At 35.1% G+C, this 24,683-nt stretch carries 23 protein-coding genes and 1 other RNA gene; 21 read left to right on the top strand and 3 right to left on the bottom strand.

Features of this window, described 5'->3' with window-relative positions; genetic code table 11:
• Positions 1-9: 9 nt before the first annotated feature.
• The 10 genes from panB to CWO92_RS05755 all read left to right on the top strand — a co-directional run bounded on the left by panB (position 10) and on the right by CWO92_RS05755 (position 9,402).
• On the top strand, positions 10-843 hold the full coding sequence (gene panB / locus CWO92_RS05800) for a 3-methyl-2-oxobutanoate hydroxymethyltransferase (RefSeq protein WP_101353254.1): 834 nt from the start codon (positions 10-12) through the stop codon (positions 841-843).
• A gap of 3 nt (positions 844-846) precedes the next feature.
• Positions 847-1,695 (top strand): pantoate--beta-alanine ligase, encoded by an 849-nt coding sequence (gene panC, locus CWO92_RS05795; RefSeq protein WP_101353253.1) that lies wholly within the window; start codon positions 847-849, stop codon positions 1,693-1,695.
• Positions 1,696-1,720: 25 nt separating this feature from the next.
• A complete protein-coding gene (gene panD, locus CWO92_RS05790; protein ID WP_101353252.1) occupies positions 1,721-2,107 on the top strand; it encodes an aspartate 1-decarboxylase in 387 nt (128 codons plus the stop codon).
• Positions 2,108-2,341: 234 nt separating this feature from the next.
• Positions 2,342-5,152 carry an ATP-dependent DNA helicase DinG gene (dinG, locus tag CWO92_RS05785; RefSeq protein WP_101353251.1) on the top strand — a complete coding sequence of 937 codons (2,811 nt, stop codon included), beginning with the start codon at positions 2,342-2,344 and terminating at the stop codon, positions 5,150-5,152.
• Positions 5,153-5,352: 200 nt separating this feature from the next.
• Entirely contained in the window at positions 5,353-5,523 is a 171-nt protein-coding gene (locus tag CWO92_RS05780) for a YpmA family protein (protein ID WP_101353250.1), read from the top strand.
• 10 nt (positions 5,524-5,533) lie between these two features.
• Positions 5,534-6,016, top strand: coding sequence for a cell wall elongation regulator TseB-like domain-containing protein (locus tag CWO92_RS05775; protein ID WP_101353249.1), 483 nt, complete (start codon positions 5,534-5,536; stop codon positions 6,014-6,016).
• A gap of 29 nt (positions 6,017-6,045) precedes the next feature.
• The gene (locus tag CWO92_RS05770) at positions 6,046-7,245 is read left to right on the top strand and encodes a pyridoxal phosphate-dependent aminotransferase (protein WP_101353248.1); all 1,200 of its coding nucleotides are present in this window, start codon (positions 6,046-6,048) and stop codon (positions 7,243-7,245) included.
• 235 nt (positions 7,246-7,480) lie between these two features.
• Positions 7,481-8,179, top strand: a complete 699-nt coding sequence (locus CWO92_RS05765) for a DnaD domain-containing protein (RefSeq protein WP_101353247.1) — start codon at positions 7,481-7,483, stop codon at positions 8,177-8,179.
• An 80-nt stretch (positions 8,180-8,259) separates the two neighbouring features.
• The gene (gene nth, locus CWO92_RS05760; RefSeq protein ID WP_101353246.1) at positions 8,260-8,913 is read left to right on the top strand and encodes an endonuclease III; all 654 of its coding nucleotides are present in this window, start codon (positions 8,260-8,262) and stop codon (positions 8,911-8,913) included.
• An 87-nt stretch (positions 8,914-9,000) separates the two neighbouring features.
• Positions 9,001-9,402, top strand: coding sequence for a YpoC family protein (locus CWO92_RS05755; RefSeq protein ID WP_158177058.1), 402 nt, complete (start codon positions 9,001-9,003; stop codon positions 9,400-9,402).
• A gap of 69 nt (positions 9,403-9,471) precedes the next feature.
• Here the strand turns inward: CWO92_RS05755 and CWO92_RS05750 are convergent, their stop codons facing one another.
• Both CWO92_RS05750 and recU read right to left on the bottom strand, forming a co-directional pair.
• Complete coding sequence (locus CWO92_RS05750) at positions 9,472-12,156, bottom strand: transglycosylase domain-containing protein (RefSeq protein ID WP_101353244.1); 2,685 nt, start codon at positions 12,154-12,156, stop codon at positions 9,472-9,474.
• Between the two features lie 130 nt (positions 12,157-12,286).
• Positions 12,287-12,907 carry a Holliday junction resolvase RecU gene (recU, locus tag CWO92_RS05745; protein WP_101353243.1) on the bottom strand — a complete coding sequence of 207 codons (621 nt, stop codon included), beginning with the start codon at positions 12,905-12,907 and terminating at the stop codon, positions 12,287-12,289.
• A 531-nt stretch (positions 12,908-13,438) separates the two neighbouring features.
• Here recU and CWO92_RS05740 point away from each other — a divergent pair.
• The 3 genes from CWO92_RS05740 to CWO92_RS05730 all read left to right on the top strand — a co-directional run bounded on the left by CWO92_RS05740 (position 13,439) and on the right by CWO92_RS05730 (position 14,782).
• Positions 13,439-13,654: a hypothetical protein gene (locus CWO92_RS05740; RefSeq protein WP_101353242.1), complete on the top strand. Its 216-nt coding sequence runs from the start codon at positions 13,439-13,441 to the stop codon at positions 13,652-13,654.
• A gap of 130 nt (positions 13,655-13,784) precedes the next feature.
• On the top strand, positions 13,785-14,162 hold the full coding sequence (locus tag CWO92_RS05735; RefSeq protein WP_101353241.1) for a YppE family protein: 378 nt from the start codon (positions 13,785-13,787) through the stop codon (positions 14,160-14,162).
• Between the two features lie 119 nt (positions 14,163-14,281).
• Positions 14,282-14,782, top strand: coding sequence for a YppG family protein (locus tag CWO92_RS05730; RefSeq protein ID WP_235851565.1), 501 nt, complete (start codon positions 14,282-14,284; stop codon positions 14,780-14,782).
• Between the two features lie 119 nt (positions 14,783-14,901).
• On the opposite strand, the gene CWO92_RS05725 is transcribed toward CWO92_RS05730, so the two are convergent.
• Positions 14,902-15,369 (bottom strand): Hsp20/alpha crystallin family protein, encoded by a 468-nt coding sequence (locus tag CWO92_RS05725; RefSeq protein ID WP_101353240.1) that lies wholly within the window; start codon positions 15,367-15,369, stop codon positions 14,902-14,904.
• Positions 15,370-15,548: 179 nt separating this feature from the next.
• On the opposite strand from CWO92_RS05725, the gene CWO92_RS05720 reads away from it, so the two are divergent.
• The 8 genes from CWO92_RS05720 (at position 15,549) to CWO92_RS05690 (ending at position 24,632) form a co-directional block, all read left to right on the top strand.
• Positions 15,549-17,807, top strand: coding sequence for a DEAD/DEAH box helicase (locus CWO92_RS05720; protein ID WP_101353239.1), 2,259 nt, complete (start codon positions 15,549-15,551; stop codon positions 17,805-17,807).
• 24 nt (positions 17,808-17,831) lie between these two features.
• A complete protein-coding gene (locus CWO92_RS05715) occupies positions 17,832-19,079 on the top strand; it encodes a ribonuclease H-like domain-containing protein (protein ID WP_165786607.1) in 1,248 nt (415 codons plus the stop codon).
• Between the two features lie 616 nt (positions 19,080-19,695).
• On the top strand, positions 19,696-20,247 hold the full coding sequence (locus CWO92_RS05710) for an SLOG family protein (RefSeq protein ID WP_133120533.1): 552 nt from the start codon (positions 19,696-19,698) through the stop codon (positions 20,245-20,247).
• 79 nt (positions 20,248-20,326) lie between these two features.
• Positions 20,327-20,647 carry a cell division regulator GpsB gene (gene gpsB, locus CWO92_RS05705; protein ID WP_101353237.1) on the top strand — a complete coding sequence of 107 codons (321 nt, stop codon included), beginning with the start codon at positions 20,327-20,329 and terminating at the stop codon, positions 20,645-20,647.
• 77 nt (positions 20,648-20,724) lie between these two features.
• Positions 20,725-21,113, top strand: an RNA gene (gene rnpB / locus CWO92_RS05700) — RNase P RNA component class B.
• A 111-nt stretch (positions 21,114-21,224) separates the two neighbouring features.
• Positions 21,225-22,364: a THUMP domain-containing class I SAM-dependent RNA methyltransferase gene (locus CWO92_RS05695; RefSeq protein WP_101353510.1), complete on the top strand. Its 1,140-nt coding sequence runs from the start codon at positions 21,225-21,227 to the stop codon at positions 22,362-22,364.
• Between the two features lie 72 nt (positions 22,365-22,436).
• Positions 22,437-22,610, top strand: a complete 174-nt coding sequence (locus tag CWO92_RS25245) for a hypothetical protein (RefSeq protein ID WP_158176025.1) — start codon at positions 22,437-22,439, stop codon at positions 22,608-22,610.
• An 87-nt stretch (positions 22,611-22,697) separates the two neighbouring features.
• On the top strand, positions 22,698-24,632 hold the full coding sequence (locus CWO92_RS05690) for an ATP-dependent DNA helicase (protein WP_101353236.1): 1,935 nt from the start codon (positions 22,698-22,700) through the stop codon (positions 24,630-24,632).
• The last annotated feature ends 51 nt before the right edge of the window (positions 24,633-24,683 follow it).

Raw genomic sequence — 24,683 nt, 5'->3', positions numbered from 1 at the left:
GGAAATTGTATGAAACAAACAACAGATTTTTTTAAAATGAAAGAAAATGGAGAAAAAATTTCAATGCTGACGGCTTATGATTATCCAAGTGCCAAACTTGCTGAGGAAGCAGGCATTGATATGATTCTTGTGGGAGATTCTTTAGGAATGGTAGTTCTTGGGTATGATTCAACTATACCTGTGACTGTAGATGACATGATTCATCATACTAAAGCGGTAAAACGAGGTGCTAAAAATACCTTTGTTGTAACAGATATGCCTTTTATGAGTTATCATTTAAGCCGCGAACAAACCTTGCAGTCTGCTGCCAGAATTGTACAGGATGGCGGTGCTCATGCTGTAAAAGTGGAAGGCAGCGGCGATGTTATTTCTATGATACGTGCTCTAACAGCTTCTGGCATACCTGTTATGGCACATTTGGGGTTAACTCCGCAGATGGTTGGAATTTTCGGAGGGTATAAGGTGCAAGGAAAGACGGCTGAAGCTGCCAAACAGTTAATTATAGACGCAAAAATGTGTGAAGAAGCGGGTGCATTTGCTGTTGTGTTAGAGTGTGTTCCGAAACAAATTGCGGAACAAGTAACAACACAATTAACTATTCCTACTATTGGAATAGGCGCAGGTGTATATACCGATGGACAGGTTTTAGTATTTCATGATTTATTGTCCTTTGGAGTTAACAGAGTTCCGAAATTTGTGAAAAAATATGGAGATGTGAACAGGGTTGCTATGGAAAGTATAGGTCAATATATCCGCGATGTTAAAAACGGAACCTTTCCAGAAGAAGGCCATAGTTATTCCATGAAAAATGAAGAGTTAATTCATATCTACGGAGGAAAGTAAATCATGAAGGTAATAACGACGAGACAAGAAATTCAAAATATATCATTGCATCATAAACAAAAAGGAAGAACAATTGGATTTGTTCCCACAATGGGGTATCTTCATGAAGGACATCTTACTTTAGCAAGTAAAGCTCGTGAAAATAATGATATTGTTATCATGAGTATTTTTGTAAATCCTCTTCAATTTGGTCCAAATGAAGATTTCGAAACGTATCCGAGAGATCTGAAAAGAGATGAACAGTTAGCAGAAAATGCGGGCGTAGATTATTTATTTGTTCCATCAGTGGAAGAAATGTATCCAAACTCTTTATCCATTCAGATGACCGTCTACAATCGGGTTAATGTATTATGTGGAAAAAAACGTGAAGGTCACTTCGATGGAGTGGTTACTGTTCTCACCAAATTATTTCATCTTGTTTCTCCAAATCGGGTGTATTTTGGGTTAAAGGATGCTCAACAGGTAGCAGTGGTGGATAGTCTAATAGAAGATTTTTTCTTTCCGATTGAATTAGTGCCTGTAGATACTGTTCGGGAAGAAGATGGACTTGCGAAAAGCTCTCGAAATGTCTATTTAAATGCACAGGAAAGAAAAGAGGCTACCCAACTTCATAAAAGTTTACAGACTGCAAGATCTTCGATTGAAAATGGGGAAAGGGATATCAATAAGATTATTTCAGAAATCGAAAATCATATCAATACCACTACAAGTGGAACCATCGAATATATAGAAATATATCAATATCCGTCCCTAAAGCCTATAACCGAATTAAAAGGAAAATTTATTATTGCGATTGCAGTTCAATTTTCAAAGGCAAGACTCATCGATAATTTAATTATGGAATTAGCTTGATTGCAAAGTATGAGGAGGATACATCATGTTTCGCACAATGATGAATGGAAAAATACACCGTGCAACCGTAACCGAAGCAAACTTAAATTATGTTGGCAGTATAACCATAGATCAAGATATATTGGATGCCGTAGGGATGGTTGAAAACGAAAAGGTTCAAATAGTAAATAATAATAATGGCGCACGACTTGAAACATATATTATTGCAGGAAAAAGGGGCAGCGGTGTTATTTGTTTAAACGGGGCAGCTGCAAGATTAGTCCAAGTAGGAGATATTGTTATTATTATTTCCTATGCCCTGATACCTGAGGAACATCTATCAAGTCATATCCCCAAAATTGCAATAATGGATGAACATAATCATATTAAAGAAATGATTTCATATGAACCTGAAGCTACTATAATTAGGTAAATGGATAAAAAACCGTATCTATAAATGGTACGGTTTTTTCCATTGTAATTATGTATTGCGATAAGAAATTATGCTACACTATTAGAAAAGTGCAGGAGTATCAGTTTATTAGGCCTTTTAATAGTTTGGACATAGAAGAAAGCTCTTTACTAAGCAGGGCATTCCGTGTAATATAACCGCCAAGCGCTAAAACAACCCTTAGAATTACGCACATAAATAAAATTAGGTGATTTTATGAATCAGCAATTTGTTGTTGTAGATATTGAAACAACAGGAAATTCTCCAAAAAAAGGAGAAAGAATTATACAACTTTCTGCAGTAAAAATGGATAAAGAAAAAATAATAGATCAATACACCACCTTTGTGAATCCTGGAATATCAATTCCTCCTTTTATTGAGGAATTGACAGGAATCAATAAAGGAATGGTGAAAGATGCTCCATCCTTTGATAAGATTGCCCCATTTCTCCGGGATTATATACAAGGATGTATTTTCGTTGCTCATAACGTATTATTTGATCTGCAATTTCTTCAAAATGAATTTGAAAGAGTGGGAGTTCCTCAATTTGATGGAAATATGATTGATACCGTTGAATTGGCAAAAATAATGCTCCCTACCTCAGATAGTTTCAAGCTTATTGAACTTGCAGAAAGCTTATCATTATCACATGATAGACCACATCAGGCGGATAGTGATGCACTGGTTACAGCTGAACTGCTTTTATATTTAATGGATAAAGCAAAGCAGCTTCCACTTGTTACACTTGAAAAGCTTGCAGACCTTGCTATGCATGTAAAGAGTGATATTGACCTCCTACTTGATGAAATTATCGAGGAGAAAAGAAAGCATATAGAAGATTTACCAGATGATTTGGAAGTCTTTCGAGGTATTGCAATAAAGAAAAAACAAACTTCAGTAAAAACCGATAATTACAGGGAAAGGTATGAATATCCTGAAACAACGGAGGAAAAAGAGAGATTACTGACTCCATTCATAGAATATTACGAGCGCAGAATGGGACAATTTGAAATGATGGATATTGTCCATACTTCCTTTCAAGAAAAGAAATATGCAGTCATTGAAGCAGGTACTGGAATCGGAAAATCTATTGCCTATTTACTCCCAAGCATTTATTTTGCGTGTAAAGAACGAACACCTGTTGTGATAAGTACTTATACAGTGCAACTGCAGGAACAACTATTGAAAAAGGAAATAAAAACTTTATCTAATTTGCTGCCTTTTTCCTTTAAAACCGTTTTATTAAAGGGGAGAAGTCATTATGTCAATATGTTTAAATTTGAACAATCTCTTCGTGAAAGAGATTGGCAATATGATTCTCTCTTAACAAAGATGCAAATTTTAGTATGGCTTACTCAAACAACAACAGGGGATGTAGATGAATTAAATTTATCCAGTGGAAGCAGTGTTTATTGGAATAGAATCAAGCATGATGGGTGGCATTTAACAAAGGAAAAGGATCCATGGATTTCTCGTGATTTTTACTTGCAAGCGAAAAAAACGGCACAAGATGCGGATGTTATTATTACTAATCATTCCATGCTTCTGACAGAACTGGTCCAAGATATAAAATTATTTCCTGACTTTTCACATCTTATCATTGATGAGGCTCATCATTTAGAGCAGGCAGCACGTCAGCATTTATCCATTAAAGTTAGCTATAATCAAAGTAAGTTTTTGTTAAGTCGTTTAGGTATATATGAAAAGAAACAATTGAATTACCAACTTGAAAAATTAACAGAAGCTCAAAATATCACAGTAAAGACCCATGCTTTTGAACTCGATTTTATGGTTCATGAGCTCGATCTTGCAATAGATGAATTATTTATGATGATTGGCCAATTTATGCAGCATTCTCATCATAAAAAAGAAAAATCACTTCCAAAATTTCGAATTAGATTAACAAAGGAAAACAGAAATAAATATAATTGGGATAAAATAAAATTGGGTGCGGAGCAAATAGTCGCATTATTAATAGATATTCGAAAAGGCATTCAAGAAAGATTAGATTCTTTAAATCAAAAGAGTGAACAGCTAAATAACAAAGAAAAAGCTGTACTGGAAGAGATATATGGATATAGCCAAGAATTAAAAGAACTTCAATTAAGTATAGGTGCTCTTGTAATTCAGCCGCTTGACCATCATGTATATTGGATAGAAGGCGATAAACGAGCCCTACCAAATAGTATATCTATACAAGCGCAGCCGGTCTCGGTGCAGTTGGAGCTGAATGAGAAGCTATTTAAAAAAATGAATAGTGTTGTGCTTACATCTGCTACGTTAACGATAGATCAATCTTTTCATTATTTTAAAGAGGGGATTGGACTTAACACCGGTCTAAAAGTAACGGAAAGAAGTATTCCTTCTCCCTTTCCTTACCAAGAGCTGACAAAATTATATATTCCAAATGATATACCTGAAATTCAGCAAGTGTCGATACAAGAATATGCGGAAGTCATAACCAATCATCTTATTGGAATTGCGCAAGTAACTAAAGGGCGAATGCTTGTATTGTTTACATCTTATGAATTATTGAGGCTGGTTCATGATTATATTAAATCTTGCGGTTTATTAGAGGAATTCATCCTTATTGCTCAAGGCATCACTTCTGGAAGCAGAACAAGATTAACAAAGAATTTCCAGCGCTTTGAAAAAGCGATTTTATTTGGCACCAATAGTTTTTGGGAGGGTGTTGATATACCAGGAGAAGATTTATCTTGTTTAGTGATGGTACGATTGCCGTTTTCTTCACCAGATGATCCAATTACAGAGGCCATCAACGAATATTACAAGCAAAGAGGAATCAATTCATTTACAGCTCATTCGCTACCGGAAGCCATTATTCGATTCAAGCAAGGTTTTGGCCGCCTTATTAGAAGGAGTACCGACAGAGGAGTTATTATCGTATTTGACAGAAGAATTGAAACAACCAATTACGGAAAGGCATTTATTAAATCAATTCCATCTGTGCCAATTGAGCATGGCAATTTATCGGATATTATCGACAGTATTGAAAAATGGCTATAAAAATGTATTATACTAATGATCAAAAAAAATGCTGCAATTCTGCAGCGAAAATAAGTGTGGACTAGAAGTATTTTTTAAATATTAATTAATCATCATTTACTGTGGATTTACTGTTATAATGATGAAGTGTTATTAATACTATTGTTGCCTGATTTGAATTCAATATGAGTAACAAAATTTGTGTGAAAAGGGGGATGCAGATGGACAGTAAAATTAAAGTATTATCATCTGTAAAGATTGATCATCATCCTGATTTATATAAAATTGTGGACGCGCTAAATCGAACGTTAAAAGAGGATGATTTAATGTTTGGTCTTGGATTGGATTCAAAAGACGATAATAAGGCAATTTTTACGATATATCGTACATAAGAGGGTAATTATGAAAAAATGGATATTAGGAATTAGTTTAGTTGTTGTAGTAATAGTAATCGGTTTCTTTGTAAATGTATACTTTCAAGCGGTTAAACCATTAAACTCTGCAGAAAAGACTGCCATAAGTGATGCCAAACAAAAAGCAAATTTAGTTTCAACAGATCAGTTTTATCAGTATAATGGTAATCACGCCTATTCAGTTGTTGTGGGAAAACAGAAGGGTGGTAGTAAAGTTGCCGTCTGGATTCCGCTAGACAAAAAAGAGAAAGTAACTACTATAAAATGGGCAGATGGTATATCAAAAAAAGTAGCTCTTAATAAACTTATGGAGAAAAAGACACCTAATAAAATTTTAGGCATTCGTCTAGGAATGAAAGACGATGTACCTGTTTGGGAAATTTCTTTCTTAGACAAAACTAAAAAGTTAAATTATTTTTATGTTGATTTTCTAAAAACAAGTAACCATTCAACTTTAATTGAAAATATTTAAAATGTGGATAGAAAAGGCAGGGAGAAAAAATGGAATTTTCTTTGGCAAAACGTGTTAGTGCATTAACTCCATCATCAACATTGGCCATTACGGCAAAAGCAAATGAAATGAAGGCAGAAGGGATCAGCGTAATCGGTCTAGGTGCAGGTGAGCCGGATTTTAATACACCTCAACAAATAATTGAGGCGGCAATACTTTCAATGAGAGAAGGAAAAACAAAATATACTGCAACAGGAGGCCTACCTGCCTTAAAAAAAGCAATTATCGATAAATTTATTCGTGATCAAGGTATTGATTATAAGCCATCAGAGGTTATTGTTACAAATGGTGCTAAACACGCATTATATACACTTTTTCAAGTTATCTTAGATGAGGAAGATGAGGTAATTATTCCTATCCCATACTGGGTAAGTTATCCGGAACAGGTAAAGCTTGCAGGCGGAAAATCTGTTTTTATCAATGGTTCAGAGGAAAATCAATTTAAGATAACACCAGAACAATTAAAGGGAGCTATTACAGATAAAACGAAAGCATTTATCCTGAATTCTCCAAGCAATCCTACTGGGATGATTTATACAGAGGAAGAATTAAAGTTACTAGGAGAAATTTGTGTAGAACATGGCATTATCATTGTTTCCGATGAAATATATGAAAAACTCGTGTATGATGGTCATAATCATATATCTATTGCTCAGATATCACCGTCCATAAAAGAACAAACAATCATTATTAATGGAGTTTCAAAATCACACTCCATGACTGGTTGGAGAATTGGCTATGCAGCAGGTAATGAAAAAATTATAAAAGCAATGACGGATTTGGCAAGCCATTCAACCTCAAATCCAACTACACCTTCTCAATATGGCACCATTGCAGCTTACAATGGTACACAAGAACCGGTGGAAGAGATGAGAAAAGCATTTGAAGAAAGATTAAATACAATCTATCCAAAGTTAATAAGTATTCCCGGATTTCGTTGTGTAAAGCCTCAAGGAGCATTTTACTTTTTCGTAAATGTACTGGAAGCAGCGAAAATCACTGGATATGAATCTGTTGATGAGTTTGCTAAAGGGTTATTAGAAGAAGCAAATGTTGCAGTAATTCCGGGTTCAGGATTTGGTGCACCAGATTATATTCGACTTTCTTACGCTACATCATTGGAGAATTTCGAAAATGCTCTGACCAGAATCTCATCTTTCATAACGGAAAAAAGGGCTTTACAAAAGTAAGCACTCCAAAGTCTGTGCCACACTCTAATGAGAGATTGAGGCTAGAAATAACGGTGTATGTTTCTGGACTGGAGCATGATTCGTAAAACCATTCATTCTTAATCGATTATATCCTTCCTATATTTATCGGCAACATATGTTGCCGATTTCTTTTTGCAAACGTAGCAGAATGGAAATCTATTTCGATTCTCAAGAACCTTGCAGCATGATATACTTAAACATGAGGTGTCCGATTATGGATAAAGAGTTAATGATGACGTGGATAGAAGAAGGTAATCTTCAAATTCCGCAACTATTATTTTCAAAATACAAGAAAATTGGCTTAAATGAAACAGAGCTAGTGTTACTATTACAAGTTCATTCCTTTTTGGAAAAAGGGAAAGATTTCCCAACCCCTGAAGAACTTGCAAATAGAATGACGATTCCGGACAGTATTTGTGCGTCCATTCTTGGAAGACTACTGCAAAACAAATTTATATCTATTGAAGAACGTTATGCAGAAAATAATATTCGCTATGAAAAATACTCGTTAAAACCTTTATGGGAAAAGCTTGTTGAAGAGTTGATTTACGATAAAAAGCAGGACGAGCTGGAACAGAATCTCATGCAAGAAACGAATTTATATTCCACATTTGAAATGGAATTCGGAAGGCCATTATCCCCATTAGAATGTGAAACTTTAGCGATGTGGCTTGATCAGGATCAACATAATCCTGAGGTGATAAAAGCTGCTTTAAAAGAATCCGTTTTATCCGGAAAATTAAATTTTAGATATATTGACAGAATTCTCTTTGAATGGAAAAAGAATGGGGTTAAAACGGTTGAACAGGCCAACAAACATAGTCAAAAGTTTCGTGGACAACAACGCAAATCCACGAATGTTACACCAAAAAGTTCAAATACTGTTCCTTTTTATAATTGGTTGGAGCAATAAATAAGAGAAGCGCAAGCGCCTTGATGAATGCTTGTGCTAGATTAGACAGGATTACATGCATATAGCAAGGTGGTATATAGATGTTAAACCAAGCACAAATTCGATTTTGCCTGGACGAAATGGGGAGGATGTTCCCGGAAGCACATTGTGAATTAATTCATTCTAATCCCTTTGAATTAGTTATTGCAGTTTCTTTATCGGCTCAGTGTACGGATGCTTTAGTAAATAAGGTAACAAAAAAGTTATTTCAAAAATATGAAACACCAGAAGACTATTTGGCAGTTTCTCTGGAAGAACTGCAAAGTGATATAAGGTCGATAGGTTTATACAGAAATAAGGCGAAGAATATCCAAAAGCTCTGTCAAATGCTTATTACAGATTTTAATGGAGTAGTTCCAAGAGATCGTGATGAATTAACCAAGTTACCAGGAGTTGGCAGAAAAACGGCAAATGTAGTTGTATCGGTTGCATTTGGTAAACCTGCCATCGCTGTTGATACTCATGTTGAAAGGGTAAGTAAGCGCCTTGGATTCTGCCGTTATAAAGACAGTGTTTTAGAGGTAGAAAAAACGCTGATGAGAAAAGTACCGCGTGAAGAATGGTCCATTACTCATCATCGCATGATATTCTTTGGCCGCTATCATTGTAAAGCGCAGAACCCACAATGTGATAGTTGCCCATTATTAGAGTTATGCCGTGAAGGAAAAAAACGAATGAAAAAGAAAGTGATATAATTGCAGATTATCGTACCTAAGGAACTTCGACATCCTTTATTTTTTCCTAATTCCATAGTAGACACGAAAGGGGAGAGAGTTTTCTTTTTGCCTGAATTGTTATACTTTACTATGGATAGCGCAGACACACCGTGGTTGTGCTCGGAAATTCAAATTCCATTAATCGTAAAAAAATGGACAGAAATAAAAGACGAATTGATTTCCGTCTTAAAGGCTCGCAATAAGGAAATCAAATTATATATGTTAAAAGGAATTGAACTATACTTCTCACTTTTATTTTGGAGCAATAATGTACCAGTTCGACTATCTGAATGGCAAAAGCATGTTGAATTTTTAGTATGTAAATCTGTTAACGTCGAAGAACGTTTAAGCTTTATATTAAAAAAATGCAATTCTTATCCTGCCTATATCCAACTCTCAGAGCTATTTATTGAACAGCAAAAACACTTTGCCAAAAAGATTGCAATCGAAAAATATAAACAAAAATAAGGCTTCTGGAAGAAGCCTTATTTTTGTTTTCTTATTGATAGGAGTGTTTAATTAAACACTCCTATATTGTTATCCGTTATTATTATCACCAGGCGAAGTAGGAGGCTGTGTCTGATTATCTCCACCACTATTGTCATTCACATTTCCGTTTCCGCTTGAATTATCATTACCATTATTGTTTCCATTGCCATTATTACCCGTATTATCCGTATTACCATTATTACCGGTATCGGTATTACCCGTATTATCCGTATTACCATTATTACCGGTATCCTTGTTTCCATTACCATTATTATTATTATTATTATTATTATTATTATTGTTTCCATTATCATTGTTATTGTTATTGGTATTGCCGTCTCCGGTATCACCATTATCTTGCTCATTACCCGTTTTGTTTGGATCTGGAACGGTAATGGATATAACAGCTGGCTTACTGCGTACACCATCTTGAACGGCAGTTATTTCAAAGGTATACGTACCTGGTTTAACATCGGCAATGGTCAGTGTTTTATCGCTTGTTGCACCTAAACTCTTTTTAGACCCTTTATTAAGGGAACTTGTAATTTCAAAGGTGACATTCGCTTTAGGATGATTCCATGAAAGGTTAATCTCATTTGTATCTTTATTATAGTTCCCTTTAACATTTGTAGGGGACTCCAGTTTACTATATGTTTGCGATATTTGAGATGGTTCATCATGACCCCTCACAAATAATTCATAAGTGATTTTATCCTTTGGTGTTGATGCACTTGGTTTTTGGGCTGGGTTGGTGCCGATTTCAACCGGTAATTTCACAACACTGTTTGGCATTTTAAAGTCTTCAGGATTTTTTCCTTGTTCTACGTAACTTATTAAATGCTTGAACATTAGCTGTGCAATATGCTGATCTGGCCCTGGTGCAATATAATTCTTCCTTTCAGGATATCCAGTCCATATCGCACATGTATAATCTGTGTTGTATCCAGCAAACCATGCATCTGGTACAGCACTTGAAGTAGGTATATTCCATTTTCGCATTTCATCATCAGTATAGTTAGTCGTACCCGTTTTTCCTGCAAGATTCAAACCAGGTACATATGCATCTCTACCAGTACCGGATGGAGCAGTAAGAACATCTTTTAACATATCTGTAATCATATATGCCGTATAATCGCTCATCGCAATTTTTGGTTTTATTTCATTTTTGACAACTGTATCACCATCGCGAAGGACAATTTTTCTTACTGTATGCGGTTTATTGTATATACCATTATTTCCAAATGCAGCGTATGCACCAGCCATTTGCATAGAAGTAACATCCTCACCAATGGAAGACGATTCCACAAGGTTTTGGAAGTTAAATCCTAAATTAGAGGAAAATTTCTTCGCATTATCGAAACCAACTTCCATAAAAGTCTTGTACGCAGGAATGTTCCTTGATTTGTAAAGTGCCGTACGCATTGACATTTGGCCTTCATATCTTCCGTCCCAATCATGTAAAGGGATATTCCCATGTTGATAATTGGTAGGTGTATCCATTAACTGATGATAAGTCGACCATTTCAAATATTCAATAGCAGGACCATAGTCCAAAATTGGTTTAATGGTGGATCCTGAGGAACGTTTTGTATCTATAGCATAATTGATTCCACGTAAGACTTTTGGATTACGAGAGCCACCGATAGCACGAACCTCACCGGTTTTCGTATCCAACAAGGTAACACCAGCTTGAAATTTATCATCTGGATAATTAATGACTTGGTTGGTATTTAACATTTTTTCTGTATATTCTTGGGCTTTTGGATCTAATGTAGTATAGATTTTTAATCCATCTGTGAAAACATTATAATCACCCATTGAATTTACTTCATCAATCACAGCATCCACAAAAGCATCATATTTTTGTTTCGCTTTTGTACGCTTTTCTTTTTTTACTAATCCGTAGGTAATAGGAACTTTTTTCGCTTCTTCCATTTCCTGTTTTGTGATTTTATGATGCTGATACATCAGGGAAAGCACAATATTTCTTCTTTTTTCAGCTAATTCAGGATTGTCAAATGGATTGTAGTTATTTGGACTTTGCTGAATTCCAGCAAGTTCGGCCACCTGCGGAAGCTTTAGTTCATCTAAGCTTTTATTATAATAATACTTTGCAGCAGTAGCGATTCCATGAACGCCATTTCCCATATAGATTTTGTTTAAGTACATTTCTAATATTTCATGTTTTGTATATTGCCTTTCTAGTTGCAGGGATAACCAAGCCTCCTGGGCTTTACGCTTTAATGTCTTTTGATCGGTTAAGAAAGACATCTTTACTACTTGTTGCGTAATGGTACTAGCTCCTTCTGATCCAAATCCGCGAGTTACATTGGCCCAAATCGCACCGCCTAAGCGAATTGGGTCAATCCCATGGTGTTTATAAAAACGATCATCCTCCGTGGCTAATACTGCATCTTCCACTAATTTTGGAAGATCATCATATCTAACATAATTACGATTTACTGACCCTATTGTTTCAACTGGTTTATTATACTTGTCATATATTGTGGAAGCCACAGGGTCTGTTAACATTTTCTTGTTTAATTTCGGGGCGTTGCTTGCATAATATGCAAAGGTAGCAACTCCGGATAACAATCCAATCAAACAAATGAGAAAAAATGCAAGGAACAAACGTTTGAATATAGAACGCTTTTTACGTTTATCTTTTTTATTTGCAGGTTTTCCCTGCTGCAGTTTTCGTCGTTCCTCTCGTGTTTGATATTTATCTGCCATAAAAAATTTCCTCTCTTCCCAACTTTAAAAGGTATTTAGACTTTTTTCGCAGTCTCCAATTATTAGAGTGTAGATTAACGAAAACGTTAAATACGAAAAATATCTTATTTAAAGTTGTTGTTCAAAAACATTATTCAGTTTCCTCAAATTGATATAAGGAATTAATTATATTAATATAATCGATTCGAGGTTGCATTCCTAGTAAAATCTTATGACCTACTTCTTCAATTTCTTCTTTTTTAATGGATTTTCGACCGCCTAATATCATCCTATCCCAAAATATAAAAAGATACTGGCTTTCTAATAGAAAAATTTCTTCTGTCTTGGCAAAACGAAGAATGACAAAACAAATACCATTTTGATCTACAATTCTTTTCATGTGCTCTATTTGGTGAGCGTGAAAATTTTGCAGCGGAAAAGAAGTTGCATTTTGGGTTTCTTTTGCCTCAAAGTCTATATATCTACCACGATATACACCATTATAATCAGTCGTCGAGGGCTGTTTAAAATAAGCTTCTCTAATCACCGCAGTACTGCGCGATTTGTAATCTACCTGAACAATCTGTACAGGAGTCGGTTTTTTGTGAATGACGGCTATTCCTTGTTCCAAATAATATACATTGGTTTCATTTAAATCTGATTCCAGTGTCATTCCTCTATTACTATACGATATATTTTTCGCAAATGTTGCTTTCTTTTTGACGGTTTCCATCTGAACATATTTTTTTCCATTTGGATAGTGGAGATCCATTAGCTTATCACCTCACAAGCTAAATTATATCATAGCAAAAATATGCTGCTGATGGTGAATAAAATTACTTCAATTTTTGTATACCATTATACAACGAATATGAAACGTTGTTTGTTTCACTAACAGAAAAAAATGTGTCAAATTTATAGCATTTAAAATTTCTTATATTTTTTGTGAAATGTAAAAAGGAAAAGCATGTCTCAATTACCGCTTTTCCTTTTTACATTTCACAAATTAGATTGATGGTCTATTCGGTCCTGAAAGCTTAGGATTACCATGTCCAGCTTTAGTATCTTGTTTTTTCTCCGTTCTTTCTTGTTGTTTCTTTTCTTTGCTATCCATGTAAGAACCACCTCCACTCGATAGTGTGTTCAATATTCATTTACATCATGCACAGTTGTCGAAATGACGCTGCTTTTTTGCTAAGAACACTTTCTTTGCCGAAATGCTTCTAGTTTTGTCAAGTGGGAAGGGAGATGGAAAGGAAGACAGAATATATAATGCAAAACTACTTGTTTGGAGGTCTTGATTATGATTGAAAAAAATGAAGTGTTACAAATGCTGGAAGAATTAGACCAGATGATTTTCGAAATAGAAAAGAAAATGGAAAGTCGAATGGACATAGAAAAAAGTAATGCTGCTCGGCAAGTAGAGCTTGGATATCAACAATTAGAGAAAAAAATCGCTTCAATAGAAGAAAAGTTATATAAAAATCCTTCTTATACAATTATTCCGTCGTTAGCATAATATTCTTAACGTTTTTTTTCATTGCATTAATTTTGACATATATAAACGGAAAAAAATATAATTAATGTGCATTTAGTAGCTTTACTGCTACATTTTCTCTGTATTTTAATCTGACACATCGGAGGATAAAATGGACATTGAGCAATTAAAAAAACAAACCAAGTTACTAATAGAGTTAAATCAATTTGCCTTACAAGCATATGAAAAGGCACGAGAAACAAACGAAGCTGGTGATTTTTTTAAGGATGTTAAGCCATTTGCAGATCGTGTAAAAACCATATGTGATGAATGGCTGCCAAAAGCGCAGAGTTGGTTGGAAATTACAAGACCAAAGCATCTGCATCCCATTCAATTAAAAACTCTTACCGAAAATATTCAAATGGTGTCAGTAAGAGCGTTTTATCCCGAAACAAGTCTTAAAAAATTTAAGGGACATATTCAATCCGTTGATTATGTATTGAATAGAGTATTAGATGAGATTGAGATATCTGAACGCAATGGAATGTAGGAACTTATCGCAGAAATAATTTCAAGAATTTAATGGGTTTCTGCTTTTAGACAAATCACCCTTTTTATTCATGTTCATAAATTGTATTAGTATGACCCGATGTTTAGGAGGATAAGCATATGAACATGAATGGATATAATGCCTATAGATCATCAGAAACTGGTAGAAATTACCAAAATACTATTCCTTCGCAGCCGATGTATAACCACATGAATTTTCCGACTGTTCCTTTTGTGCACCAAGGTTTCCATCAACCATATCTTTATCCTGGACAGCAATTTTCAAATGGTTATCAAGCATATGGGGGATATAATCCATCGTCCATGTACAATCCCCAAGGGAATGAATTTCCTATACAACAGCAGCTTTTTCAAAATCCACTTCAACCAGCTAAACCAAATGAATTAAATAGCTATAAACCATATTCTAATCCGTATCCAAAGTCCAACTATAATGTCAAGCCACCAACGGGCGGGATGAATTCTATCATCAATTCTTTTAAATCTCAGGATGGTTCTATTGATTTTAACAAAATGGTGAATACTGCTGGTCAAATGATGAATGCTGTTACACAAGTGTCCACGATGGTAAAAGGGCTTGGTGGTTTATTTAAGCCATAGAGACTTTTTACAAGACTATAAAGAATTGGTTTTTAAAACATGAACACCTTTGTTTATTAATAAAGATTGCATAAAAAATGAGGAACCAGATAATATGCTGATTCCTTTTTTATTGCTATTCATTCAATTTTCAGCCGTTTCCCATTTTCCTTAGGTACATATATAGTGAGTAACCCATCCTCATAATTTGCCTTTACCTTGTCTTCTTTTATTGGTTTTGCCAATGGGATAGTTCTCGAAGATCGTTGCATAGAGCTCTTCTTGAAAATTGATTTTTGGTTTTGATTTTCTTGTGTGGTTGACTCTACATTTTCTACCGTAATAGTAATGTACTGTTGGAAAATATCTAAATTGATTTGGTCCTTTTTAACACCGGAAAGCTTTGCAGTTATGATATATTCTTTATCGGTTTCATTAAGCTCTACTGGGAAAGCAGAAAATGGGAACGGTGCCGCAAAAAACTCGTCAATGCTTTCTAGGAATCCTTTAATAGGAGGTTCCTGAAAAATATTATTCATCGAACGCATCAAACCTTGAAAAGGTTCATGAAGAGAGTTTTTTTCAAATTTATCCGGTTTGTCTGTCATTCCAAAGGCTCCTTTCAAACAGAGATTTTCAAAATCAGTGTATGAGGGAGAAAGAAAAAAGGTGCTATTTGCATTTGTTTCTGATGTTTTCACTTTTATAGGAAGTATATGTAAATCAGCAAAAAATGCTTTCTTAACGAACGTTTATTCGCTAAAATGATAGTATTGAGGTGAACGTTGTGTTTAAAAAAAAGAATTTAAGTGAGATTATTCATTTATTAAAAGAAGATAGACAATTTAAAGAACAAATTGTACATTGGCATACAATAGAGGAAAAAGAAGCTAAAACGGTTCCATTGCCAGACACCATTCATCCGAATTTAAAAAAGGCACTTCAAGAAAGGGGCATATCGGAACTCTATACACATCAAGGGACGGCGTATGAGCTGGCAAAACAAAAGAAGGGTTTTGTAGCGGTAACACCTACCGCTTCAGGGAAAACATTATGCTATAATCTTCCTGTTTTGCAATCTATTATTGAGGACGAAAATTCACGTGCACTTTATATGTTTCCTACAAAAGCACTTGCACAAGATCAAAAAAGTGAAATAAATGAAATTATTGAAGATGCTGGAGTTAAGGTGAATAGTTATACATATGACGGGGATACTGCTTCTAATATTCGGCAAAAAGTACGTAAAGCTGGGCATATAGTAATCACAAATCCGGATATGCTTCATTCGGCAATTTTGCCTCATCATACAAAATGGGTTTCCTTCTTTGAAAATCTAAAATATGTTATTATTGATGAATTGCATATTTACAGAGGTGTTTTTGGCAGTCATGTTGCTAATGTGATTCGACGGCTAAAAAGAATTTGCAAATACTATGGCAGTGATCCTATATTTATTTGTACATCAGCCACAATTGCTAATCCGAGAGAATTAGCTGAAAACCTAACTGGTAATAAGATGGAATTAATTAACAATAATGGCGCACCTTCAGGAAGAAAGCATTTTGTTTTTTATAATCCTCCAATTGTCAATAAACCTTTAAATATTCGTAGAAGTGCAACATTAGAAGTTAGAAATATTGCAAAAGAGCTTTTAAAGAATAAAATCCAAACGATTGTCTTTGCAAAAAGCCGTGTCCGGGTAGAGGTTATCCTGACTTACCTACAGGAGGCTGTTAAACATCAATTTGGGCCTAAGTCCATTCGTGGCTATCGCGGCGGGTATTTACCTACACAGAGGCGGGAAATTGAAAAAGGACTAAGGCATGGAGACATTTACGGTGTTGTTAGTACAAATGCGTTGGAATTGGGTGTCGATATCGGAAGGTTGCAAGTATGTTTAATGACTGGATATCCTGGTACCATTGCTAGTGCTTGGCAGCAAGCTGGGCGTGCCGGAAGAAGACATGGAGAAGCACTTATCATAATGGTTGCCAGTTCCTCCCCAATAGACCAATTTATTATTGAACATCCAGAATATTTCTTTGAACAAAATCCAGAGACTGCTAGAATTAATCCGAACAATCTAGTGATTCTCATTGACCATATTAAGTGTGCTGCATATGAACTGCCATTTTACCAAGGAGAGCGTTTTGGAGATATTAATATTGAAGATATTCTAGAATTTTTAGTAGATGAACGTGTATTACATTTTAATCGAGATAAATGGTATTGGATGAATGAATCTTTTCCTGCACATAACATCAGTCTCAGGTCTGCTTCACAGGAAAATGTTGTCATAATTGATATTAGTGAGAAGGCGAATGTTCACGTTATAGGAGAAATGGATCAATTTAGCGCATTAACATTGCTGCATGATGAGGCAATTTATCTTCATCAAGGAATTCAATATCAGGTGGAAGAGCTTGATTGGGAAGAAAAAAAAGCCTATGTTCGCGAAGTGGATGTAGATTACTATACCGATGCAAATTTAGCAGTAAAACTAAGTGTTTTAGAAGTGGATAAGATGAAGAAAGCGGAAAGGCTTGAAGTAGGATATGGGGATGTTTCCGTACAAGCAATGGCAACCATTTTTAAGAAAATAAAATTTAATACGCATGAAAATATCGGTTCTGGCCCCATCCATTTACCGGAAATGGAACTTCATACAAATGCAGCATGGATTTCCTTGCCAATGGAAGAAGAAAAGGAAGAGTTGGAAGCTGGTTTAGTAGGCATGGCAAATTTATTCAAGTCAATTGTACCGCTCTTTGTCATGTGTGATCCGCATGATATTCATGTAGTGCCGCAAATAAAAGCTGTGCATAATGAAAAGCCGACAGTCTTTTTATACGACCGATATCCTGGTGGAATTGGTTTAAGTGAAAAGGTATATGAGAACATAACGGAAATTATTAACAGAGCGAAAGAATTAGTAATGAGTTGCCCATGCCAAAATGGCTGTCCATCCTGTATTGGGATAGAGCACACCACCAAAAATGCAAAGCGGTTGGTATCTACTTTACTTACCTATATGGAAAAATAATGAATTTAATTGGGGACGGTTATCATGTCATTATTAAATAAACTAAATCGAATGAAACATCATATTGTGCGCGAAGAAAAAGATAAAATGACGCCGATCCATAACAAAGAAGAGGCAGTATCGACTGCTTATGATATTCCCTTTTTAGATATATGGGAGACTGCAAATGCAAGACCGTATATGAAAGATGATGAATACTGTCTAATACGCGAGGTTCATTATCCACTTGATCATATTCATGGAAAATATTCATTTCGGGAATTTTTAAGAGCGGTTGAACTTTGGAAACAATATGATGGGAATCATCCGTTATCTGCTAAAGGTTTTCTTCCGTCTGATTTGTTTTTCTTCGATACAGAAACAACAGGACTGGGGGGAGGAGCGGGGAACACGATTTTTATTTTAGGATATGCAAGTGTTACCGATCATGAAGTCATTTTAAAGCAGCATTTTTTGCCCGAACCTGGAATGGAGGTCCCATTATACTATAGCTTTCTTGAAAATATTAATTATACGACTTTAGTCACATATAATGGGAAAGCTTTTGACTGGCCACAGGTTAAAACAAGGCATACATTAATCCGCGATCATTTGCCTAAGTTGCCATCATTCGGACATTTTGATTTATATCATGCATCTAGAAGGCTTTGGAAGACAAAGATGGATAAAGTGAAATTAGTGAATGTAGAAAAGGAAATTCTCCAATTTGAGAGACAGGATGATATCCCCGGATATTTGGCGCCGATGATTTATTTTGATTATGTGGACCGCAAAAATCCTGAAGGTGTGATTGAAATATTAAAGCATAATGAAAATGATATTCTTTCGCTGATCACCTTATACACGCATTTAACATTGCAAATTTTACAGGCAGATCCTATGCAAAGCAATGAAGAAAAGCTGCTTATTGGGAAATGGTTTGATTATATCGGAGAAGAAAAAAAAGCGATTGAAACATACTCACTTATTGCTGAAGAGGATAATCTTGAGGCTAAATATGAGCTTGCTTATAAATTAAAAAGACGCAGGGAATATGAATCGGCAAAACAGTTGTGGACAGAAGTAGCTTTCTATGGGGATGGTAATAATATTCAACAGCAGGCGTATATTGAATTAGCGAAACTCATGGAGCACCAATTTAAGGATTATCAGCTTGCCATAGAATATGTTCGGAAAGCTATTGCCTTGCATGAAAGTTGCAACTCCGTTAAGAAAGAAGATACATTCCTCGAGGATGCAAACAAAAGATTAAACAGGTTAAAGAAGAAGTAATGGCATTATTTCTAATATTCTATTTCCTGGGGAAGCGCATATTTCGACCGATGTTTTATTTTTATGATTAAAAAATGACAATATCCTACAATGTTGTCATAAAAAAATCATATTTTTATTCAGTTTGATAGATTGTGTCGAAATATTATTCATTGTAAAATAAAGTGAAACTTAAATTAGCGTTTATTCGTCTCTATTAAAAAGCAGGATTTTAGTTGCTTTAAACAATATAAGATTAATATTTTAGCTACTTCTTTTTGAACCTTATAAAAGGTTCTTTCTTTTGATTTTAGTAATACACATATTGTTTGCAATGAATAAGTGGAGGTTAGGATCAATCAAATGTATCGGACATTGCTGGTTATTTTCTTTGTTATTGTTGGTTTAACGGCAGTACTCTTCTCTAGTTTAAAAGATAGCTTTTATACATTTTTATAAAGAGAATAATCATTATTCCCTTTAAAATAGGCGTCATGTAGCAGCGTTTTATCATAACTTTTTTATGTATTATGAACATGAATGGAGTTATGATTGCGTCAGAACCTATAAAATGTGCAAAACAAGGATGATTCATCATCCTTGTTTTCAATTACATAAATGAAGGAGAAAACATATGGTGAAAGTTCTATGTATTTCGGGTTATAAACCATTTGAGTTAGGAATTTTCTCCGCCAACCATCAAGCTATAAAATATATAAAAATGGCTTTAAATAAAGAGATAATACGATATTTGGAAGACGGCTTAGAGTGGATATTGATTTCCGGTCAATTAGGGGTTGAACTTTGGGCAGCGGAAGTAGCTTTGGACCTCCAAAATGAATACCCTGACTTAAAGTTAGCAGTATTAACCCCTTTCCTTAACCAAGAAGAAAAATGGAATGAAAATAATAAGGAAATATATGAAATGGTACTGGCACAAGCAGATTTTGTGGAATCCATCTCTAAACAACCATATCAAAATCCACAAGCATTTAAGAATAAAAACAAAATATTTCTTCATAAAAGTGATGGACTACTCATAGTCTATGATGAGCAAAATAGTGGATCACCTAAGTATCTTTTTGATGAAGCCAAAAAATATAAGCAAGAGAATTCTTATGATATAAGAACCATTGATTTTAATGATTTGCAATCTATAATGGAAGAAGAGCAATGGAATTCTTACTAGTACGATATAAATTGACAAACAAATCGATATTTGAAAAAATAAAATAAAAGCTTTGTGCATAAACGAGGTGGTGTTTGAAATGTTATCAGATAAAATAAAATTAACTGCAAAAGATATATTGGAAAAAGATTTTAAAACTTCTGTTCGGGGCTATAAGCCTGAGGATGTAGATAAATTTTTAGACTTAATTATTAAAGATTATGAAACATTCCATCAAACAATAGAGGATCTACAACATGAAATTATGCGACTTAAGAAACAAGCTGATGATTCTTCATCATATCGGAGACAGCAGCCATCACAACCATTGCAGCCAACTACAGGAACTACTAATTTTGATATTTTAAAAAGATTATCTAATTTGGAAAAGCATGTATTTGGCAGTAAATTAAATGATTAATCAACTGGATAATTTTACAAGTTGAAAATCAGGGAAAAGTTAATTATAATAGTAAAGCGGCGTTAAGCTGATAAATAACGTTCGGGTAATCGCTGCAACTTTTTGTTGTAGAGGAAAGTCCATGCTCGCACGGTGCTGAGATGCCCGTAGTGATCGTGCCTAGCGAAGTCATAAGCTAGGGCAGGCTAATGTTTAGTCTGACGGCAGGGAAAATTCCTAAGTCCTTTTAGGATATGGAATGACTACCTTGAAAGTGCCACAGTGACGTAGCCTTGAGAGAAATTTCAAGGGTGGAACGAGGTAAACCCCGCGAGCGAGAAACTCAAATTATGGTAGAGGCACTCTTTCTGAGGAAATGAACGAAGAAAGAGACAAGTAAATATGCTTGGAGATAGATGATTACCACCGGAGTACGAGATAATACCAATCGCTTGTAGTACAATGGTACAAAACATGGCTTACAGAACGTTATTTTGGTATTAATACGAATATAATTGTGCTCTCCACTTGTAGGAGAGCTATTATTATGCTTAAATTTACATATCAAGTAAAGAGAGAACCGTATAAGGGTGAAAATATGTCAAAACAATATACAATCATCGCAACAGCAGCAATGGGATTAGAAGCAATTGTGGCGAAAGAAGTAAAAGCACTCGGCTATGAAACAAAGGTTGAGAATGGAAAAGTAATTTTTCAAGGAGATGAATCTGCTATTGCCAGATGCAATCTTTGGCTGCGAACCGCCGATCGCATTAAAATAATGGTAGGCGAATTTAAAGCATATACCTTTGATGAATTATTCGAGAAAACCAAGGCGTTAAATTGGGGGGATTATTTACCTGTTGATGCAGAATTTCCTGTCCAAGGGAAATCAGTCAAATCAAAACTATTTAGTGTACCTGACTGTCAAGCTATTGTGAAAAAAGCTATAGTGGAAAAACTGAAGATGCATTATAAAAAATCATCATGGTTAGAGGAAACGGGCCCATTGTTTAAAGTGGAGCTTTCTCTACTTAAGGATGTTGCCACAATTACAATTGATACTAGTGGAGCAGGACTTCATAAACGGGGCTACCGTGTGGATCAAGGGGAAGCACCTCTAAAAGAGACACTTGCTGCAGCTTTAATTCAATTGACAAATTGGCGGCCGGATAAACCATTCTGTGACCCTTTTTGCGGATCTGGAACGATTCCAATTGAGGCGGCTTTAATCGGCCAAAATATTGCTCCGGGATTTAACCGTGAATTTATTTCTGAAACTTGGTCGTGGATGAACCAATCTGTATGGGATAATGCAAGAATTGAAGCAGAAGATCTAGCCAAGTATGATCAGCCTTTAAATATTATCGGTTCAGACATTGACCATCGAATGGTTCATGTTGCGAAAGGGAATGCAATGGAGGCTGGACTTGGTGACCTGATTCATTTTAAACAAATGCAGGTAACCGACTTTACTTCTAATGATGAGTTTGGAGTTATTGTGGGGAATCCTCCATATGGCGAACGTTTAGGAGACCGCAAAGAAGTGGAAAAAATGTATGAGGAAATGGGTAGAACGTTTTCGAAATTAGATACCTGGTCCGTTTATATATTAACCTCTTATGAACAATTTGAAGAAGTATATGGCAAAAAGGCTACCAAGAAACGAAAATTATTTAATGGATTTATCCGAACAGATTTATATCAATTCTGGGGCCCTAAACCTCCAAAACAATAAAAATGATGGTATGATACATTCCTTTCCAGAGTATACTGTACGTATATTTCCAATTGGGGTGAGGAATTGTTGATGAAAGATACTTTAGACTTCGAAGCCATTTCAAAAGCACTGAAGCAAACCTATGATGCGGTAAGTGCTCAAGAACCACCGTCTGGTTTGGCGTTACAACATTTAATGGAAGCAAAAGAAACATTGAATGATGCAATTATGTACACATTGGAAAAAGACAGACCAGCATTATGAACGCGAGTGTAAGTTTGCACTTGCGTTTTCATTTGCTGATGGAAGCTTATAATAGACAATTAACATATAAAGGTGTTGGAGGATAGGATGAAACAACCATTACCATTTTTACTTACGAAAACAGATTCGTTTTATGATCGTTTAGGGGACTGGATTGGAGATGTCTTTTATGATTTACTCCCCGAAAAAGGTTTTGAATTACGTGATGAGCAAATATATATGGCATTCCAATTAGAAAAGGCATTTAAAGAAAAAAAAATAATGTTTGCAGAAGCTGGTGTAGGCACAGGAAAGACAATTGTGTATTTATTATATGCTTTATGCTATGCAAGATATACAGGGAAGCCTGCCCTCATAGCATGTGCGGATGAATCGTTAATAGAGCAGCTTGTTAAAAAAGAAGGAGACATAAAAAAAATAGAAGATGCACTTGAATTAGAAATCGATGTGAGGCTAGCTAAAGCAAGGGACCAATATTTATGTCTGAAGAAATTAGATCTGGAGGTAGGAAAAAAAGCTACCGAAGGAATATCATCCGTTTATGATACTCTCCCTCGCTTTGTGCAAAGCCAGGGATCCATGCAAAAGTTTGAAAAGTATGGTGATCGAAAAGACTATCCTTTCTTAACGGAAGATGAATGGAAAAGTATTGCATGGGATTCTCTTCAGGATTGTCTTTCCTGTGAGTTGAGGCATCGTTGTGGACAGACATTGCACAGAGAATATTATCGCGATGCCGCTGATATAATAGTTTGTTCGCATGATTTTTATATGGAGCATATATGGACGAAAGATTCTAGGAAACGAGAGGGGCAAAGACCTCTGCTTCCGGAAGTAAGCTGCGTTATCTTTGATGAAGGACATTTATTGGAATATGCATGTCAAAAAGCGTTAACATACAAATTTACTTCAGAAACTCTCGAAACATTATTGAATAGATTGATGAGCAATGATGTTCGTGAGGAAACTCTATATATGATGGAAAATGTCTTATATGAAAGTGAAAAATTATTTCATTTCATTAGCCGGAAAGCTATAAAGGTACGAGGATCAGAGAGATACGAAATCAATAAAACCGATGAATTAATGGATAGTGCTAGAACACTGTATCATTTAATTAATCAGTTAACAGAGCAATTTGTATATGAAAGTGAATTGTTTGTATTAAATGAATATGACCTACGAATTGTGGAAGAGTATCTGGAGCAAATATTATATTCTTTAAAATTATTTATTCAGGATAAAAACGGGATTGCATGGTTTGAAATGACCGATAATTACCATACACTAGTTATAATGCCAAGATTAGTAGAAGAAATCCTACGTGAAGAGGTATTCTCTAAGAATATACCTTATATTTTCTCTTCGGCGACACTTTCAAATGAAGGGGACTTCTCTTATATTTGCAAAAGTCTTGGTATCAATGAATATTTATCTTTAAGGGTAGAATCCCCATTTGACTATTCTCAACAAATGAATATTTCTATTCATATTGAGGATCATTACCCTAAAGTACATAAATGGGCTGAATATGTTAATTCTATTAAAATAGCAAATGGTAAAACATTAATTCTGTTTAATACAAATGAAACCATGCTAGAGTTTAAAAAATATATACAACAAAAAAATGATATTCCTTTCCCCATTATTTTTGAAGGTGATGGAGAAATAAGTAGGCTCGTTGAACAGTTCCAGAATAATGAAGAAACCGTCCTATGTTCGTATCACTTATGGGAAGGGTTGGACATACCAGGACCATCGTTGTCGAATGTAATCATTAATGAATTACCTTTTCCTCCGCATGATCCTGTGTTTGAAGCAAAGCGAAAAAATAGTGACAACTCATTTTATGATGTGGATCTTCCTTATATGTTATTGCGATTAAAGCAGGGGATTGGACGGCTAATCCGTAGCTCCAGCGATAGCGGAAACATCCAACTGTGGTTAAAGAAAGCAGAAAATGAAATTATAATGGAATATATTAAGGCTATTTTGCCTGTGGAAGCAACCTTCTCCAATTAATGGGGAGGGTTTTTTTTATGATGAAAATTTTATACAACCAACTAACTTTGT

The sequence above is a fragment of the Heyndrickxia camelliae genome, assembly GCF_002844575.1.
Taxonomy (GTDB): Bacteria; Bacillota; Bacilli; order Bacillales; family Bacillaceae_C; genus Margalitia; species Margalitia camelliae.
The sequence above is the reverse complement of the archived record's forward strand: the minus strand, read 5'-3'. Positions and strand labels throughout refer to the sequence as shown.

Coding starts and splice junctions, on each gene's coding strand:
- panD (WP_101353252.1), top strand. CDS start 1,721: ATGTTTCGCACAATGATGAATGGAAAAATACACCGTGCAACCGTAACC.
- CWO92_RS05690 (WP_101353236.1), top strand. CDS start 22,698: ATGAAACAACCATTACCATTTTTACTTACGAAAACAGATTCGTTTTAT.
- CWO92_RS05740 (WP_101353242.1), top strand. CDS start 13,439: ATGATTGAAAAAAATGAAGTGTTACAAATGCTGGAAGAATTAGACCAG.
- CWO92_RS05725 (WP_101353240.1), bottom strand. CDS start 15,369: ATGACAGACAAACCGGATAAATTTGAAAAAAACTCTCTTCATGAACCT.
- CWO92_RS05735 (WP_101353241.1), top strand. CDS start 13,785: ATGGACATTGAGCAATTAAAAAAACAAACCAAGTTACTAATAGAGTTA.
- CWO92_RS05715 (WP_165786607.1), top strand. CDS start 17,832: ATGTCATTATTAAATAAACTAAATCGAATGAAACATCATATTGTGCGC.
- gpsB (WP_101353237.1), top strand. CDS start 20,327: ATGTTATCAGATAAAATAAAATTAACTGCAAAAGATATATTGGAAAAA.
- CWO92_RS05730 (WP_235851565.1), top strand. CDS start 14,282: ATGAACATGAATGGATATAATGCCTATAGATCATCAGAAACTGGTAGA.
- CWO92_RS05695 (WP_101353510.1), top strand. CDS start 21,225: ATGTCAAAACAATATACAATCATCGCAACAGCAGCAATGGGATTAGAA.
- nth (WP_101353246.1), top strand. CDS start 8,260: ATGTTAAACCAAGCACAAATTCGATTTTGCCTGGACGAAATGGGGAGG.
- panB (WP_101353254.1), top strand. CDS start 10: ATGAAACAAACAACAGATTTTTTTAAAATGAAAGAAAATGGAGAAAAA.
- CWO92_RS25245 (WP_158176025.1), top strand. CDS start 22,437: ATGAAAGATACTTTAGACTTCGAAGCCATTTCAAAAGCACTGAAGCAA.
- panC (WP_101353253.1), top strand. CDS start 847: ATGAAGGTAATAACGACGAGACAAGAAATTCAAAATATATCATTGCAT.
- CWO92_RS05770 (WP_101353248.1), top strand. CDS start 6,046: ATGGAATTTTCTTTGGCAAAACGTGTTAGTGCATTAACTCCATCATCA.
- CWO92_RS05775 (WP_101353249.1), top strand. CDS start 5,534: ATGAAAAAATGGATATTAGGAATTAGTTTAGTTGTTGTAGTAATAGTA.
- CWO92_RS05750 (WP_101353244.1), bottom strand. CDS start 12,156: ATGGCAGATAAATATCAAACACGAGAGGAACGACGAAAACTGCAGCAG.
- recU (WP_101353243.1), bottom strand. CDS start 12,907: ATGGATCTCCACTATCCAAATGGAAAAAAATATGTTCAGATGGAAACC.
- dinG (WP_101353251.1), top strand. CDS start 2,342: ATGAATCAGCAATTTGTTGTTGTAGATATTGAAACAACAGGAAATTCT.
- CWO92_RS05765 (WP_101353247.1), top strand. CDS start 7,481: ATGGATAAAGAGTTAATGATGACGTGGATAGAAGAAGGTAATCTTCAA.
- CWO92_RS05780 (WP_101353250.1), top strand. CDS start 5,353: ATGGACAGTAAAATTAAAGTATTATCATCTGTAAAGATTGATCATCAT.